General features: G+C 70.7%; 18 protein-coding genes. 10 read left to right on the top strand and 8 right to left on the bottom strand.

The features are described from left to right. Window positions 1–151: 151 nt before the first annotated feature. The 7 genes from ABTZ99_RS20445 to ABTZ99_RS20415 all read right to left on the bottom strand — a co-directional run bounded on the left by ABTZ99_RS20445 (window position 152) and on the right by ABTZ99_RS20415 (window position 3,973). On the bottom strand, window positions 152–454 hold the full coding sequence (locus tag ABTZ99_RS20445; RefSeq protein ID WP_230566272.1) for a DUF1416 domain-containing protein: 303 nt from the start codon (window positions 452–454) through the stop codon (window positions 152–154). 2 nt (window positions 455–456) lie between these two features. After that, window positions 457–1,302 carry a sulfurtransferase gene (locus ABTZ99_RS20440; protein ID WP_230566273.1) on the bottom strand — a complete coding sequence of 282 codons (846 nt, stop codon included), beginning with the start codon at window positions 1,300–1,302 and terminating at the stop codon, window positions 457–459. Window positions 1,303–1,342: 40 nt separating this feature from the next. Continuing rightward, a complete protein-coding gene (locus tag ABTZ99_RS20435) occupies window positions 1,343–1,798 on the bottom strand; it encodes a DUF4395 domain-containing protein (protein WP_498785610.1) in 456 nt (151 codons plus the stop codon). A gap of 104 nt (window positions 1,799–1,902) precedes the next feature. Next, complete coding sequence (locus ABTZ99_RS20430) at window positions 1,903–1,980, bottom strand: putative leader peptide (RefSeq protein ID WP_360462167.1); 78 nt, start codon at window positions 1,978–1,980, stop codon at window positions 1,903–1,905. 66 nt (window positions 1,981–2,046) lie between these two features. Further along, the gene (locus ABTZ99_RS20425; RefSeq protein WP_498785612.1) at window positions 2,047–2,472 is read right to left on the bottom strand and encodes a TlpA family protein disulfide reductase; all 426 of its coding nucleotides are present in this window, start codon (window positions 2,470–2,472) and stop codon (window positions 2,047–2,049) included. Further along, window positions 2,472–3,275, bottom strand: a complete 804-nt coding sequence (locus ABTZ99_RS20420) for an LmeA family phospholipid-binding protein (RefSeq protein ID WP_498785614.1) — start codon at window positions 3,273–3,275, stop codon at window positions 2,472–2,474. Before ABTZ99_RS20420 ends, ABTZ99_RS20425 begins: the two co-directional genes overlap by 1 nt. Beyond that, window positions 3,272–3,973 (bottom strand): alpha/beta hydrolase family protein, encoded by a 702-nt coding sequence (locus ABTZ99_RS20415; RefSeq protein WP_498785616.1) that lies wholly within the window; start codon window positions 3,971–3,973, stop codon window positions 3,272–3,274. The genes ABTZ99_RS20420 and ABTZ99_RS20415 overlap by 4 nt, the downstream gene beginning before the upstream one ends. A gap of 229 nt (window positions 3,974–4,202) precedes the next feature. On the opposite strand from ABTZ99_RS20415, the gene ABTZ99_RS20410 reads away from it, so the two are divergent. The 10 genes from ABTZ99_RS20410 (at window position 4,203) to ABTZ99_RS20365 (ending at window position 13,556) form a co-directional block, all read left to right on the top strand. Continuing rightward, entirely contained in the window at window positions 4,203–4,958 is a 756-nt protein-coding gene (locus tag ABTZ99_RS20410; protein WP_498785618.1) for a winged helix-turn-helix domain-containing protein, read from the top strand. 149 nt (window positions 4,959–5,107) lie between these two features. After that, window positions 5,108–5,986 carry a mycothiol synthase gene (gene mshD, locus ABTZ99_RS20405; protein ID WP_499612955.1) on the top strand — a complete coding sequence of 293 codons (879 nt, stop codon included), beginning with the start codon at window positions 5,108–5,110 and terminating at the stop codon, window positions 5,984–5,986. 194 nt (window positions 5,987–6,180) lie between these two features. After that, window positions 6,181–7,302 carry a phosphate ABC transporter substrate-binding protein PstS gene (gene pstS / locus ABTZ99_RS20400; protein ID WP_499612953.1) on the top strand — a complete coding sequence of 374 codons (1,122 nt, stop codon included), beginning with the start codon at window positions 6,181–6,183 and terminating at the stop codon, window positions 7,300–7,302. A gap of 34 nt (window positions 7,303–7,336) precedes the next feature. Continuing rightward, entirely contained in the window at window positions 7,337–8,392 is a 1,056-nt protein-coding gene (pstC, locus tag ABTZ99_RS20395; protein WP_498785624.1) for a phosphate ABC transporter permease subunit PstC, read from the top strand. Further along, entirely contained in the window at window positions 8,389–9,303 is a 915-nt protein-coding gene (pstA, locus tag ABTZ99_RS20390; RefSeq protein ID WP_498785626.1) for a phosphate ABC transporter permease PstA, read from the top strand. The genes pstC and pstA overlap by 4 nt, the downstream gene beginning before the upstream one ends. A gap of 10 nt (window positions 9,304–9,313) precedes the next feature. Further along, window positions 9,314–10,090: a phosphate ABC transporter ATP-binding protein PstB gene (gene pstB, locus ABTZ99_RS20385; protein WP_498785628.1), complete on the top strand. Its 777-nt coding sequence runs from the start codon at window positions 9,314–9,316 to the stop codon at window positions 10,088–10,090. Between the two features lie 165 nt (window positions 10,091–10,255). Next, complete coding sequence (locus ABTZ99_RS20380; RefSeq protein WP_498785630.1) at window positions 10,256–10,657, top strand: hypothetical protein; 402 nt, start codon at window positions 10,256–10,258, stop codon at window positions 10,655–10,657. Window positions 10,658–10,669: 12 nt separating this feature from the next. Beyond that, a complete protein-coding gene (locus ABTZ99_RS20375; RefSeq protein WP_498785632.1) occupies window positions 10,670–11,215 on the top strand; it encodes a DUF3558 family protein in 546 nt (181 codons plus the stop codon). Window positions 11,216–11,235: 20 nt separating this feature from the next. Then, a complete protein-coding gene (locus ABTZ99_RS20370) occupies window positions 11,236–12,765 on the top strand; it encodes a PPE domain-containing protein (RefSeq protein ID WP_499612949.1) in 1,530 nt (509 codons plus the stop codon). Next, window positions 12,762–13,556: an ESX secretion-associated protein EspG gene (locus tag ABTZ99_RS20365; RefSeq protein WP_498785636.1), complete on the top strand. Its 795-nt coding sequence runs from the start codon at window positions 12,762–12,764 to the stop codon at window positions 13,554–13,556. The genes ABTZ99_RS20370 and ABTZ99_RS20365 overlap by 4 nt, the downstream gene beginning before the upstream one ends. A gap of 3 nt (window positions 13,557–13,559) precedes the next feature. Here the strand turns inward: ABTZ99_RS20365 and phoU are convergent, their stop codons facing one another. Continuing rightward, window positions 13,560–14,231, bottom strand: a complete 672-nt coding sequence (gene phoU / locus ABTZ99_RS20360) for a phosphate signaling complex protein PhoU (RefSeq protein ID WP_230566287.1) — start codon at window positions 14,229–14,231, stop codon at window positions 13,560–13,562.

Here is a 14,231-nt window from a genome sequence, read left to right as displayed (position 1 = left end):
GCACCCGCAGTCCTGTTACCACGTGTCCCCCCCCCCCCTTTTCGCCCCCCGGCCCCGGACCCCCCCCCCCCGGGGGGCCAACCCCCCGGGGGTCGGCGAGGGGTAGCGCCGGGGGCAGCCCGTGCGCTCCCCGGGTCTCGGGGGTGTGGTGTCAGGCCACCGCGACCTCGACCGGGTGCACGCCCGGCCCCTCCGCGCTGACCGACGCCTGCCCGTTGCCCGACCGGTGCAGCGCGCGGATCGTCCACGTGCCCGGCGCGGCGAAGAACCGGAAGTCGCCGTCGGCCGAGGACACGACCTCGGCGGTGAACTCGCCCGAGGCGTCCAGCAGGCGCACGAACGCGCCGCCGACCGGTGCGCCCTCGGACCGGACCTTGCCGGACAGCACGACCTCGTTCGCGCCGACCTGGATGTCGACGCCCTGCTCGGGCGCGCCGCAACCGTCCAGACTCATGATCAGGCCTCCTTGCCGCTGCCGAGCTCGACCGGCACGCCGACGAGCGAGCCGTACTCGGTCCAGGAACCGTCGTAGTTCTTCACGTCCTCGTGGCCGAGCAGCTCGTGCAGCGCGAACCACGTGTGCGACGAGCGCTCGCCGATGCGGCAGTAGGCGATCGTCTTGCGGGAGCCGTCGAAACCGGCCTCGCCGTAGATCTCGGCCAGCTCCTCGTTCGACCGGAACGTGCCGTCCTCGTTGGCCGCCTTGCTCCACGGCACGTTGATCGCGCTCGGGATGTGGCCGGCGCGCTGCGCCTGCTCCTGCGGCAGGTGGGCGGGCGCGAGCAGCTTGCCGGAGAACTCGTCGGGCGAGCGCACGTCGACCAGGTTCTTGTTGCCGATCGCGTCGACGACCTCGTCGCGGAACGCGCGGATCGCCAGGTTCTGCTCCTGGGCGGTGTAGCTCGTCGCCGGGCGCTCGACCTGCTCCTTGTCCAGCGGGCGGCCGTCGAGCTCCCACTTCTTGCGGCCGCCGTCGAGCAGCTTCACGGCGTCGTGGCCGTAGAGCTTGAAGTACCAGTAGGCGTAGGCGGCGAACCAGTTGTTGTTGCCGCCGTACAGGATGACCGTGTCGTCGTTGGAGATGCCCTTGGCGGACAGCAGCTTCTCGAAGCCCGCGCGGTCGACGAAGTCGCGCCGCACCGGGTCCTGGAGCTCGTTCCTCCAGTCGATCTTCACCGCGCCCGGGATGTGGCCGCCGTCGTAGGCGGTGGTGTCCTCGTCCACCTCCACGAACACCACGCCGGGCGCGCTGAGGTTCTCCTCGGACCAAGCGGCCGAGACCAGGACGTCTTCACGGCTCATCGAGCTGCTCCAATTTCTTCGTTCTGACTGCGACTTGGTGTCACTGGGGTCGGGCGAGCGCGGGTGCGTAGCGGCGCAGGAGCAGGAACAGCTCACAACCCAGGCACAGGCCGACCGCGGCGTTGAGCAGCGCGGCGACCAGTGCGGCGGAGGTGGCGACGACTCCGAGCGCGGTGAAACCGGTGGTGTAGCCGATCGTGCCGATGAGCGCGAAGACGAACCCGACGCCCTGCGCGAACCGCAGCGGGGCGGCCTCCTCGCGCTCGGCCGTCGGCTTGATCCTCGGCTGCACGGCGAACCGGTAGACGTGGCCCCACGGGTTGAGCTTCAGCGAGATGAACGCGCACATCGCGAAGAGCACGGTCTGGGCGGCGAGCAGCCGCCACGAGCCGGTCAGCAGGACGACCGCCAGGATGGCGGTGGTGATCCAGGCGCTGAACCGCGGGCCGCGCGGGTCGACCGGCGCGTCCTTGGTGGCGGTGGCATCTAAAGGCATGGCGACCTCCTGACGGTGGACAAGACTGGTAGTCCGTCTCAGGCGGTGTTAGGGGCAGGCGCGCACCACCGTCAAGGGTGTGCGGGCCGCCGGGAACCGCCCGGTCAGCGCGCCGCGCGACACAGGCTGCTGCGCACGCGGCACAGGTCCACCGCGAGTCGCTTGGTCAGCAGCGTGGTCATGGGTTCGAGACTAGCCGCTCGTCCCTGCTGTCGGGAGTGCCGTCCAAGGCGTGGGAATACCGAGGTTCACCCGATCGGGCCAGGCAGGTGTGGGCGCAAAGCCGCAATGAGGCGGTCCGCCTTCGGGACGCCACCGACCCGGAGCAGCTCCGCGCCCGAGGCGTCCAGCGCCACCGTGGTCGGCGCGCGCAGCACCCCGAGGTCGGCGGCGACCTCCGGCAGGTCGGTCACGTCGAGCTCGACGTGCCGCAGCCCCGCGGTGCGGCCGGCGAGGTCCTCGAGCACGGTGCGGGCCTGCCGGCAGTTCGCGCAGAACGTCGTGGAGAGCTGCACCAACGTCACCGGGACGCCCGGGTCGATCAGGTCGCGCACGGGCGCGGGCAGGCCCTGGTGCGGTTTCGCCACGCGCACGCGGCCGTCCCGGGCGCGCAGCGCCACGGCGACCGCGGCGACGACCGCGACCGCGCCGAACAACGCCCACACACCGGTCATCAGCCGCCGCCCTGGTCCAGGAGGATGTCGTTGATCGCGCCTTCCACGGTGAAGGCCCCACTCTCCACCTTGACCGCGGTCGGTGTCACCGTGAAGGGCAGCGCGCCGGGGTCGATGGTCACGCTCAACGCCTCGCGCACCACGCCGAGCACCGCGTCCAGCCCGTCCAGCGCCATGTCGTCCAGCTCGACGTCGTTCACCGCGATCATCACCTGGCCGTTGACCAGCGACACCGTCCCGTACGCGGTGATGCGGAGGTCGCGGCCGGCGACGTTGGTCTTGCCCGACAGCCGCACCGCCGCGACCGTCGGGTCCGGCGCCTGCCCGTCCGTGACCTTGGTGCGCTTGTCCGGGTCGATCGCCAGGTCGGTGAACGGCGTGATCTGGTTGACCAGCCGGCTCAGGTCGTTGACCTTGATCTTGACGCTGCCCTTGACCTGGTCGATCCGCGCGTCGCGGGTGTTGCCGGCCAGCAGGTCCGACAGGCCGATCCGGGTGTGCTTGAGGTTCGCCCGGATCTCCAGGTCGCGCAGCTGGTCGCGCACCGGCACGCCGGTGGCGCTGATCTCGATGTCGCGGTAGTCGCCGCCGATCGCCTGCGTGATGAACGGGAAGCCGTTGATCCGGACCGACGGGTCCTCGCTGAGCCCGAACTTCTCCCGCATCTTCTGCGCCACCTGGTACTCGCCGACCGCGGCCAGCGCGAAGTCGGCGGCGACCAGCAGCGCGCCCACGACGAGCGCGGCGATGATCAGCTTGCGCCCGCGCGTGGAACGGCGGCGGTTCGTGTCGGTCGCGGTCATCGCCTGCCCTTTGTCCGGTCCGGGTGGTGCTGCGAGGTGCGTTCGGCCAACCAGGTCGCGATCCGGTCTACCAGAGCGGGCGTCATCGACGACTCGGCGTGCCGCACGCCCGGCTCCAGCCACAGCTCGGCGTCGCCGCCCGCGGCCCGGTGCAGCGCGACGGCGTGAGCCGGGCCGAAGTAGTGGTCCTGCTCACCGTGCACGATCAGCAGTGGGGTCGGGGTGATGCGGTGCACCACCTCCAGCGGGCTCTCCGGCGCGGTCCGCCACGGCGGGCCGAGGCGCACGCCCAGCGCGCGGGCGGCGAGCCTGCCGTGCGGCTGTTCGAGCAGCCAGTGCACGCGGCGCATCGCCACCGTGTCGCGCACCCACCAGCGCGAGGGCGCGCTGACCGCCGCCACGGCGTCCGGCCGCTCGTCGTGCAGGCCCGCGTGGCGCAGGGCGACGGACGCGCCCATGGAGAAGCCGACGGTCGCCACCCGCCGGTAGCCGAGCTCGCGGGCGAGCGACACCCCGGCCGCGAGGTCGTGGATTTCGTCACCGCCGACGGTGGACCGCCCGGCGGAGCGGCCGTGGCCCCGGAAGTCCAGCGCGACGACCCCGCCGTGCCTCGCGAACCGGTGCAACACGCGTGACACGAACGGCTTGCGGACGTGGTTCGTGAAGCCGTGACCCACCACGAATGCGAGATCCGTCACGGTCGGTGTCGATCTCACATGCACACCGCGCAGGAGGACGGCGTCATGTGACATGGATGTAACAGGCGTGACGCTTGTGGAAACAACTGTGACTCTGTCCTGCTGACCTGGGTCTTTCGTGGTGTGCACCGGTATCGTCTCCGTCATCCGCAGGCAACGGGGCCCGGTCACCGTACTTCGCCTGTGCCTGGTCGGTGACCAAGCACCGGCCGAACGAGAGGGCGCCGCGATGAGTATCGATGTGCTGCTGCTGACCACCGACTCCGACCCCGAGGCGGTTCTCCCCGCGCTGTCGCTCCTCCCGCACGAGGTGCGGCCGCTGCGCCCGGAGGTCTCGGCGCTGCTGGAAGCCGGTCCGCACGACATCGTGCTGGTCGACGCCCGGACCGACCTGGTCGCGGCGCGCAGCCTGTGCCGGCTGCTCGACTCCAGCGGCGTGGACGTGCCCGTGGTGGCGGTCGTCACCGAGGGCGGCCTGGTCGCGGTCAACTCCGACTGGAGCGTGGACGAGATCCTGCTCCCCACCTCCGGCCCGGCCGAGGTGGACGCCCGCCTGCGCCTGGTGCGCTCCCGGCGCGGCACCACGCAGCCCGGCGGCGACGGCTCGATCCAGCTCGGCGAGCTCGTCATCGACGAGGCGACCTACACGGCCCGCCTGCGCGGTCGCCCGCTCGACCTGACCTACAAGGAGTTCGAGCTCCTCAAGTACCTGGCGCAGCACGCGGGCCGCGTGTTCACCCGCGCGCAGCTGCTGCAGGAGGTCTGGGGCTACGACTTCTTCGGCGGCACGCGGACGGTGGACGTGCACGTCCGGCGCCTGCGCGCCAAGCTGGGCCCCGAGCACGAGTCGCTCATCGGCACCGTGCGCAACGTGGGCTACAAGTTCGTGCGGCCCCCGCGCCCGGGCAGCGCCCGCCGCGTGGACCACGCGATCGACGCGCCCGAGACGACGATCGACGACGCCGAGCTGATCTACGGTGTTTGATTGCCGCTGCTCCGCAGACGGCGGCGAGGTCGCCTGGAAGTCGGCCGCTCGCGCCTGATTTCCCGACGATCGAAAAGCGTGATCGCCGGAAAATGAGTCGCGAACGACCGACGCGACCTCGCGGGGCGAGCTCCGGGTAGGTTTTCGGTGTGGAATTGACCTGGTTCGAGGTGTTGTCCCCCGAGCAGGCCGACGAGGTCAGCGGTCTGCTCGGGGCGGCCGAAGCCGCCGACGGCGTGGCCCCGGTCGGCGAGGCGGTCGTCCTGCGCCTGCGCCCCGACGCGCGCGGCAGCCGTCACCTGCTCGCCCGTGACGGCGCGACCCTCGTCGGCTACCTGCACCTGGACGTCTTCGGCGACTCCGACGGCAATGAGGTCGCGGAACTCGCCGTGCACCCCGACCACCGCCGTCGCGGGCACGGCGCCGCGCTGGTCGAAGCCGTGGCCGACCGCGCCAAGCCCCTGCGGATCTGGTCGCACGGCGGGCACCCCGGCGCCGCGGCGCTCGCCGCGAAGCTCGGCTACCGCAAGGTCCGCGAGCTGCTGCGCCTGCGCCGCCCGCTGGACGCCGACCTGCCCGAACCCGTGCTGCCTCCCGGCGTGGCGCTGCGCTCGTTCGTGCCGGGCCGGGACGAGGCCGCGGTGGTCTACGTCAACCACCGCGCGTTCGCGTGGCACCCCGAGCAGGGCGCGATGAGCATCGAGGACGTGCGGGAGAAGGAAGAGCAGCCGTGGTTCGACCCGGCCGGCTTCCTGCTCGCGGTCGACGACGACGGGCGGCTGCTCGGCTTCCACTGGACCAAGGCGCACACCGCCGAGCTCGGCGAGGTGTACGTGGTCGGGGTCGACCCGGACGCGCAGGGCGGCGGCCTCGGCAAGGCGATCACCCTCGCGGGCCTGGCGCACCTGCGCGCGGCCGGGCTCACCGACGTGATGCTGTACGTCGAGTCCGACAACGCTGCGGCGTTGGCCGTGTACGACCGGTTGGGCTTCACGCGCTGGGACTCGGACGTCCAATACGCCCGGTAGTGACAAACCCATCACGCCATGCAAACGTGCAGGTCACGGGACACCCAAAAGGCGGTGTACTCGGTCACTTCCCGTGTGGTGTTCACCCGTCGTTCACCTTCTCCTGGGTGCCTGTCCACCCTCGCTACCTACCGTCCGTGTCGAGCGGCGGGGCTTCGCCGCGAAACCCGCTTCCGTAGCTGGAGGACTCCCAGGTGAAGACCAAGCGACACGGCGCCGTACTCGGCCTGATCGCGGCCGGTGCGCTTCTGCTCACCGCGTGTGGCAGCGACAACAACGCCCCCGGCACGGGTTCGACGTCGGCGGCCGGCGATTCGTCGGTCCCCGTCGAGTGCGGTGGCAAGTCGAAGCTGAGCGCCGAGGGCTCTTCCGCGCAGCAGAACGCGATCGCCACGTTCATCCAGGCCTACCAGGCGAAGTGCCCGGGCTCCGACCTCGCCTACAACGCCTCCGGCTCCGGTGCGGGCGTCAAGCAGTTCAACGCGGGCCAGGTCGACTTCGGCGGCTCCGACTCGCCGCTGTCGGAGAGCAAGGGCGAGGTCGCCGCGGCGGCCGAGCGCTGCGAGGGCAACCCGGCGTGGAACCTGCCGCTGGTCTTCGGCCCGGTCGCGCTGGGCTACAAGCTCGAGGGCGTCAACGACCTGGTCCTCAACGGCGAGGTGACCGCCAAGATCTTCAACGGCGGCATCAAGAAGTGGAACGACCCGGCCATCGCGGCGCTGAACAGCGGCGCGTCGCTGCCCGACAAGGACATCAAGGTCGTCTACCGCTCGGACGAGTCCGGCACGACGGACAACTTCCAGAAGTACCTGACCGCCGCCTCCAAGGGCGCGTGGACCCAGGGTGACGGCAAGCAGTTCAAGGGCGGTGTCGGCGAGGCCAAGGAGAAGTCCGCCGGCGTCGCGCAGGCCGCGGGCTCCGTCGACGGCGCCATCACCTACGTCGAGCTGTCGTTCGCGCAGGACAACAAGCTGTCCCTGGCCAAGATCGACACCGGTTCCGGCCCGGTCGCGCTGACCAACGAGACGGTCGGCAAGGCCATCGACGGCGCCACCATCAAGGGCGCCGGCAACGACCTGGTCCTCGACCTGGACTCGATCTACGGCTCCACCGCCGCGGGCGCCTACCCGCTGCTGCTGGCCACCTACGAGATCGTCTGCTCCAAGGGCTACGACGCCGACACCGCGAAGGCGGTCAAGGCGTTCCTCACGGTCGCGGCCACGACTGGCCAGGACGGTCTGGCGGACGCGGGCTACGCTCCGCTGCCGAAGGCCTTCCAGGACAAGCTGCTGACCGCCATCAAGGCCATCGCCTGACCAGGCCGGCACACTTCCCGGGAACGCCATTGCGATGAACGACCGCACAGTGGCCCCACGCCCCGCGGGCACCGGTTCGACCGGTGCCCGTGCGGGCGTTCCGGCTGCCCGACCCGACTCGGAGGCTCCGATTCCCCCGACCACGGAAGCCGACCAGAAGACCCACGTCCGGCCGGGTGACCGGATCTTCGCAGGCCTGGCCACGGGGTCGGGCATCTTCATCGTGGTCCTGATCGCGGCGATCGGCGTCTTCCTGCTGCTCCAGGCCATCCCCTCGCTCGCCCTGGACAAGGTCAACTTCCTGACCAGCCGCGAGTGGTCCACCGGCGACGTCGACGACATGCGCTACGGCATCCTCGACCTGCTCCTGGTCACCGTGGTGTCGTCCGCGTTCGCGCTGGTCATCGCGATGCCGATCGCGCTGGGCATCGCCCTGTTCCTCACCCAGTACGCGCCGCGCCGGCTCGCCCGGCCGTTCGCCTACGTCATCGACCTGCTGGCCGCCGTGCCGTCGATCATCTTCGGCCTGTGGGGCCTGCTCGTGCTCGGCCCGGTGCTCACCCCGATCGGCGAGTGGCTGACCGCCAACCTCGGCTGGATCCCGCTGTTCGCCGAGGGCAACGTCAGCATCGAGCTCGGCGGCACCATCTTCACCGCCGGCATCGTGCTGGCCGTGATGATCCTGCCGATCATCACCGCGGTCAGCCGCGAGGTGTTCGACCGCACGCCGGTCACCCACGTGGAGGGCGCCATCGCGCTCGGCGCCACCAAGTGGGAGGTCGTGCGCACCACCGTGCTGCCGTTCGGCAAGGCGGGTTACGTCAGCGCCTCGATGCTCGGCCTCGGCCGCGCCCTCGGCGAGACGATCGCGCTGACGATCATCCTCAGCGGCACGGGCGCCGCGTTCGCGTGGAGCCTGTTCGACGGCGGCGCGACGTTCGCGTCCAAGATCGCGCTGGCCGCGCCCGAGTTCAACGACCCGCGCACGGCCGGCGCCTACATCGCCGCCGGCCTGGTGCTGTTCGTCCTCACCTTCGGCGTCAACGCCCTCGCCCGGTCCATCGTCGCCGGTCACAAGGAGTACGAATGACGACCGACACGGCGGACCTGAACCGCCTCGCCACGCCGCCGACGTTCCAGAGCGTCAGCGGCGCGCGCAAGCTCAAGAACGGCGTCGCCACCGTCCTGGTGTACGGGGCGTTCCTCGTCGCGATCGTGCCGCTGATCTGGGTGCTGTGGGTGGTGATCCAGCGCGGTTTCCCGGTCGTGCTCGACGGCGACTGGTGGCAGAAGTCGTTGTCCGGCCTGCTGGGCCGCCAGCAGGGCGGCGGTGTCTACCACGCGATCTACGGCACGTTGGTGCAGGGCCTCGTGTGCGGTGCGCTGTCCGTGCCGATCGGCCTGTTCGTCGGCGTGTACCTGGTGGAGTACGGCGGCCGGTCCAAGCTGTCCCGGGCCACCACGTTCATGGTCGACATCCTCACCGGTGTGCCGTCCATCGTGGCCGCGCTGTTCGTCTACACGCTGTGGATCACCTACTTCGGCTTCGGCCGCAGCGGGTTCGCGGTGTCCCTCGCCCTGGTGCTGCTGATGGTGCCGGTGATCGTGCGGACCACCGAGGAGATGCTGAAGATCGTGCCGGACGAGCTGCGCGAGGCGTCCTACGCGCTCGGCATCCCCAAGTGGAAGACGATCGTGAAGGTCGTCATCCCGACGGCGCTGTCCGGCATCATCACCGGCATCATGCTGGCGCTGGCCCGCGTCATGGGCGAGACCGCGCCGGTGCTCGTGCTGGCCGCGTACGCGCCGTACATCAACTACAACCTGTTCGAAGGGCCGATGGCGTCGCTGCCGCTGCTCATGACGTCGGAGCGGAACAACCCGACGCAGGCCGGTTTCGAGCGGATCTGGGGTGCGGCGATCACCCTGGTCATCATCATCACGCTGTTCAACCTGCTGGCGACCGTGATCTCGCGGTGGCTGGCTCCGAAGACGAAGTGAGCGGGCGGTCATGGCCAAGCGCATCGACGTGAAAGACCTCAACCTGTACTACGGCAAGTTCCACGCCGTGGACGGTGTCTCGCTCGCCGTGCCGCCGAAGAACGTGACGGCGTTCATCGGCCCGTCCGGTTGCGGGAAGTCCACCGTGCTGCGGTCGTTGAACCGCATGCACGAGGTGGCGCCCGGGGCGCGGGTGGAGGGCACCGTGCTGCTGGACGGCGAGGACATCTACGCGTCCTCCGTCGACCCGGTGCAGGTGCGCCGCACCATCGGCATGGTGTTCCAGCGCCCCAACCCGTTCCCGACGATGTCCATCCGGGACAACGTGGTCGCGGGGCTGAAGCTCGCGGGCGAGCGGAACAAGAAGAAGCTCGACGAGGTGGCCGAGCGGTCGTTGCGCGGGGCGAACCTGTGGAACGAGGTCAAGGACCGCCTCGACCGCCCCGGCGGCGGCCTGTCCGGCGGTCAGCAGCAGCGGCTGTGCATCGCGCGGGCGATCGCCGTGCAGCCGGACGTGCTGCTGATGGACGAGCCGTGCTCGGCGCTGGACCCCATCTCCACTCTCGCGATCGAGGACCTGATCACGGAGCTGAAGAAGGAGTACACGATCGTCATCGTGACCCACAACATGCAGCAGGCGGCGCGGGTCAGCGACCAGACCGCGTTCTTCAACCTGCTGGGTGTCGGTCAGCCGGGTCGGCTGATCGAGGTGGACGACACGGAGAAGATCTTCTCCAACCCGGGCCAGAAGGCCACGGAGGACTACATCTCCGGCCGTTTCGGCTGATCACCGCCTTGGCTCCCGGAAGCCCTCCCACCAGCGGTGGGAGGGCTTCCGCGCGTTCGGGTGACAGGGGAACCACGGGCCCGCCCCAGCCGTCAAAATCGAGACACGGTCGCCCGTTCGGGGGTACCGTGACCGTTGGGATCGGCAGACTCGCAGGGGGTAACCGTGGCGGCGGAAGGTGCGTTGAGCGCACAGTCCATGCAGGCTATGACGGCCAACATGGTGGGGCTGAAGCAGGCCGCCGAGTCGGGCTCGTTCGCCATCAGCCAGGAAGGCGCCGAGGCCTACCTAAAGGCGATCGACAGCGCGATCACGGACCTCAACAAGATGGATCGCGAAATCAACCGGCTCCGCCAGGAGACCAAGCTCGGCACCAGCCCTGATGGCACCGCCATGGCGCGCTACAACCAGGAGAGCGTCGAAGGTGGAGCCGGCACGAGCGGCATCGTCCCGGCGGTCGAGCAGCTGCGGTCCGCGTTGAACGAGGCACGTGAGGCGTTGCAGAAGGCGATTGAGAACTATCGTGAGGTCGACAGCTCGAACGCCAGCACCTACCAGCGCTACTGAGGGTGGAGTCAGTTGATCAAGGGATTGTCGACTCGCGTCGTCCTGTCGTTGGCCGTGCTGGGTGCGGTCGCGACCGGCTGCACGACCGGAGGGACCGCCACGCCGGGACCCACGGGGGCGACGACGACCGAGCAGACGTCGAAGGCCACCACCAGTAGCAGCAAGCCGTCGGGTGGTGGTGACTCGTTGGCCGACTTCGACCCGTGCGCGGTCCTCGAGCCGTTGATGTCTCAGCTGAACCTCTCGAACCTCGAAAAGGTCGACGAGAAGGAATGCAGCGCTGAGTACCCGTCGCTCGGCCTTACCAGCGTTACGAAACAGCCTGAACTTGCGATCGCCGACGCCGTCGGTGACGGCAAGAAGACCGACATCTCCATCGGCTCGCGCAAGGCCAGGGTTGTCGAGGCTCCGGCCAGCAAGAACTCGTGTCTGGTGGCAGTCGAGGTGGGGCCGACGTCCAGGGTCGACGTCTTCGCCGTTTCCAACACCTCGGGCGCCGAGGCATGTGAGGTCGCCACCAAGGTCGCCACCGCCGTCGAACCGAAGCTGCCGAAGTAACCCAGAGGGGGGAGAACGTCGTGACGCCGCCGAACTCGCAGCCGCCGTCCAACTCGCTGCCGCCGCAGAGCGGCAACCAGGCAACCCAGGTCACCTACGCCGGGCAGACCGAGGCTGAACTGCGCGCCGAGTACGAGCGCGAACGCGCCGCCAACCCGGGGATCTTCGGCGCCATCACGACGCTCGACGACTACCTGCGCTACAAGCAGCAGTCGGCGCAGTACCAGTCCACGCAGGAGCAGCAGCTCGAGCAGGTGGTGGAGAACTACCGGCCGCCGCTGTCGCCGCCCGGCTCCCACTACTTGGGCTACGACCACAAGGCGCTCAAGGACATGGTCACCACGAACATGTCCCCGAGCACGGCCAACGAGCAGGGCGAGGCCTGGACCAAGCTCGGCAACACCCTCGCCGAGCTGCAGACCAACCTGAGCAGCGCCACGGCCGCCAGCAAGGGCGCCTGGCAGGGCGCGGCGGCGGAGTCGGCGCAGGGCTACTTCACCAACGTCGCCACCTGGTCCGGCAACGCCGCCCAGGGCGCGCAGCTCACCGGCAACAAGCTGTACTCCCAGAGCCAGGCGGCCGAGACGGCGAAGAACGCGATGCCCGAGCCGGTCGAGTTCAGCACCGCCGACGCCTACAAGATGTTCTTCTCCGAGCCCAACCCGTTCAAGTGGGCCGAGACGATCGACCAGATCGAGCAGAAGTTCGAGGAGAAGCAGCAGGCCCACGAACGTGCGGCCGAGGTCATGACGACCATGTCCACGAGCTTCCAGGAGTCGGGCTCGACCATGCCCGCCTTCTCGGCGCCACCGCCGATGTCGGGCTCCGGCGGCGGCGACCCGAGCCAACCCGGCACGGGCCAGATCGGCGGCCGGCCGACCATGCCCAGCGGCACGGGGACGGGCACGGGCACCGGAACGGGTGACTTCAGCCTGCCCGGCGGCGGAACCGGCGGCGGCAACACCAACCAGTCCGGCTGGAACGGCCCCGGTGGCATCTCGACGCTGCCCGGGCCCGGCGGCGGTGGCGGGGGTGGCGGCGGTGGTGGTGGAAACACCAACATCCCCGGCCCCGGTCCGTACCCGCCCGGCATCTACCCGCCGGGCACCGGGCCCAACCGGCCCCCGATGCCGCCCGGCGGACGTCCCAACCCGAACGGTCCCGGCGGTGGCGGCGGCAACCGCGGCCCCGGCGGTCCTCCCGGAGGCGGCGGCGGCCGCGGGCTCGGCGGTGGCCCCGGCGGCATGGCCGCGGCCGGTCGCGGCGGCCTGGGCGGCTTCGGCCCCGGCGGCAGCGCGGGCACGCTCGGCGAGGCGGGCCGGGCCGGCGCCGGCGGCTTCGGTCCCGGCGGCAGCGGCGGTCTCGGCGGCGCGGGCGCGGCGGGCCGCGGTGGCGCCGGCGGCATGGGCGCCGGCATGGGCGCGGGCGCCGGTGGCGCGCGCGGCCAGGGCGACGAGGACAAGGAGCACAAGGCCGCGTCCTACCTGGTGGAGACCGAGGACGTCTTCGGCGACGGCACGATGGTCGCTCCGCCGGTCATCGGCGGGTGAGCGTGTTCTCGTTCGCCCTGTCCCACGCGGCGGCCGACATGCTCTGGGAGGACCTGAGGCTCGGCAGCCGTCCCTACCCGTTCGAATTCCCCTACCTCGGGCAGACGGTCGACGAGCGGCGCGGCATCCGCAACGCCGTCTACCGCGACCTGGAGTCGCGCGGCCTGGCCCGGCGCGGCCGGGTCGCGCCCGAGGTGGAGGAAGCGCTCACCCTGCTGGTCCGCTTCGACTACAGCCTCAACGCGGTCGCGTCGCTCGACGCGCGCAACGTCGAGCGCCAGCTGCTGGCGCGCGGCGGCGCGGCCGGTGAGAACGCGGCGCTCGCGGTCATGGACGACCGGCAGCTCAAGGTCGACCTGATGCGGGCGCCCGCGTTGCTGCGCACGATCGTGGACCTCGTCCCGCCGTCCCGACCGGGCCCCGGCCAGTCGATCACCGTGCCCATGCCGACGTCCGCGCCGCCACCGCCGCGCCGCGACGACGACTTCGGCAACGCCACCTTCACCCAGACCATGGCGCCGCGCTCGACCGCGGGCACGCAGGTCCGGGCGCTGGAAGCGGTGTTCGAACGCCCCCGGCTGCGCGCCGGCCAGTTCGGCGTCACGGTGCGCGGCAGGCACGGCCGGGAGCAGCGCGCGCCGCAGATCGCGTGGTTCGACAACGACCAGGGCCGCTACATGTCGCAGACGCGGCAGGGGCAGGACGGCCAGAAGTGGCTCACCCACGCCCCCGCCGACAACGCGCGCATCGCGGGCCAGCTCGGGCAGGAGCTGAACGCCCTGCTCGCCTGAGGCTCAGGAACCGTCGCCGGTGTCGCCGTGGTAGCCGGGCATCCGGCCGGTGACCACGAAGACGGTCCGCTTGGCCACCGACACCGCGTGGTCGGCGAAGCGCTCGTAGAACCGGCCGAGCAGCGTCGTGTCGACCGCGGACGGCACGCCGTGCGCCCAGTCCTTGTCCATGATCACCGTGAACAGGTGGCGGTGCAGGTCGTCCATCGCGTCGTCGGCGTCCTCCAGCGACCGCGCCCGCTGCACGTCCTGCGTGCGGATGATGTCGGTCGCCTCACGCGCCAGCTCGACCGCGATGCGGCCCATCTCGGCGAAGTACGGCCGCACCGTGTCCGGCAGCACCGGGTTCGGGTGCCTGCGCCGCGCGGCCTTGGCCACGTGCAGCGCGAGGTCGCCCATCCGCTCCACGCTCTCGGCCGCGTGGATCACCGCGAGCACGATGCGCAGGTCGGTCGCGACCGGCGCCTGCAGCGCCAGCAGCGCGTACGCCTGCTCCTCGATGTCGGCGCGCACGTCGTCGATCTTGGCGTCGTCACCGATCACCTGCTCGGCGAGGGCTAGGTCCGCCCCGAGCAGGGAAGCGGTCGCGCGCTCCATCGCGTCGCCTGCCATGCCGCACATGTCGGCGAGCTGGTCGGCGAGTTGTCCGAGCTGGTCGTGGTAGGCCTCACGCAT

This window comes from Actinosynnema sp. NPDC002837 (assembly GCF_040295345.1).
Classification (GTDB): domain Bacteria; phylum Actinomycetota; class Actinomycetes; order Mycobacteriales; family Pseudonocardiaceae; genus Actinosynnema.
This window is presented reverse-complemented; position numbering and strand designations above follow the sequence as displayed.

Coding starts and splice junctions, on each gene's coding strand:
- ABTZ99_RS20445 (WP_230566272.1), bottom strand. CDS start 454: ATGAGTCTGGACGGTTGCGGCGCGCCCGAGCAGGGCGTCGACATCCAG.
- ABTZ99_RS20440 (WP_230566273.1), bottom strand. CDS start 1,302: ATGAGCCGTGAAGACGTCCTGGTCTCGGCCGCTTGGTCCGAGGAGAAC.
- ABTZ99_RS20435 (WP_498785610.1), bottom strand. CDS start 1,798: ATGCCTTTAGATGCCACCGCCACCAAGGACGCGCCGGTCGACCCGCGC.
- ABTZ99_RS20430 (WP_360462167.1), bottom strand. CDS start 1,980: ATGACCACGCTGCTGACCAAGCGACTCGCGGTGGACCTGTGCCGCGTG.
- ABTZ99_RS20425 (WP_498785612.1), bottom strand. CDS start 2,472: ATGACCGGTGTGTGGGCGTTGTTCGGCGCGGTCGCGGTCGTCGCCGCG.
- ABTZ99_RS20420 (WP_498785614.1), bottom strand. CDS start 3,275: ATGACCGCGACCGACACGAACCGCCGCCGTTCCACGCGCGGGCGCAAG.
- ABTZ99_RS20410 (WP_498785618.1), top strand. CDS start 4,203: ATGAGTATCGATGTGCTGCTGCTGACCACCGACTCCGACCCCGAGGCG.
- pstC (WP_498785624.1), top strand. CDS start 7,337: ATGAACGACCGCACAGTGGCCCCACGCCCCGCGGGCACCGGTTCGACC.
- pstA (WP_498785626.1), top strand. CDS start 8,389: ATGACGACCGACACGGCGGACCTGAACCGCCTCGCCACGCCGCCGACG.
- pstB (WP_498785628.1), top strand. CDS start 9,314: ATGGCCAAGCGCATCGACGTGAAAGACCTCAACCTGTACTACGGCAAG.
- phoU (WP_230566287.1), bottom strand. CDS start 14,231: ATGCGTGAGGCCTACCACGACCAGCTCGGACAACTCGCCGACCAGCTC.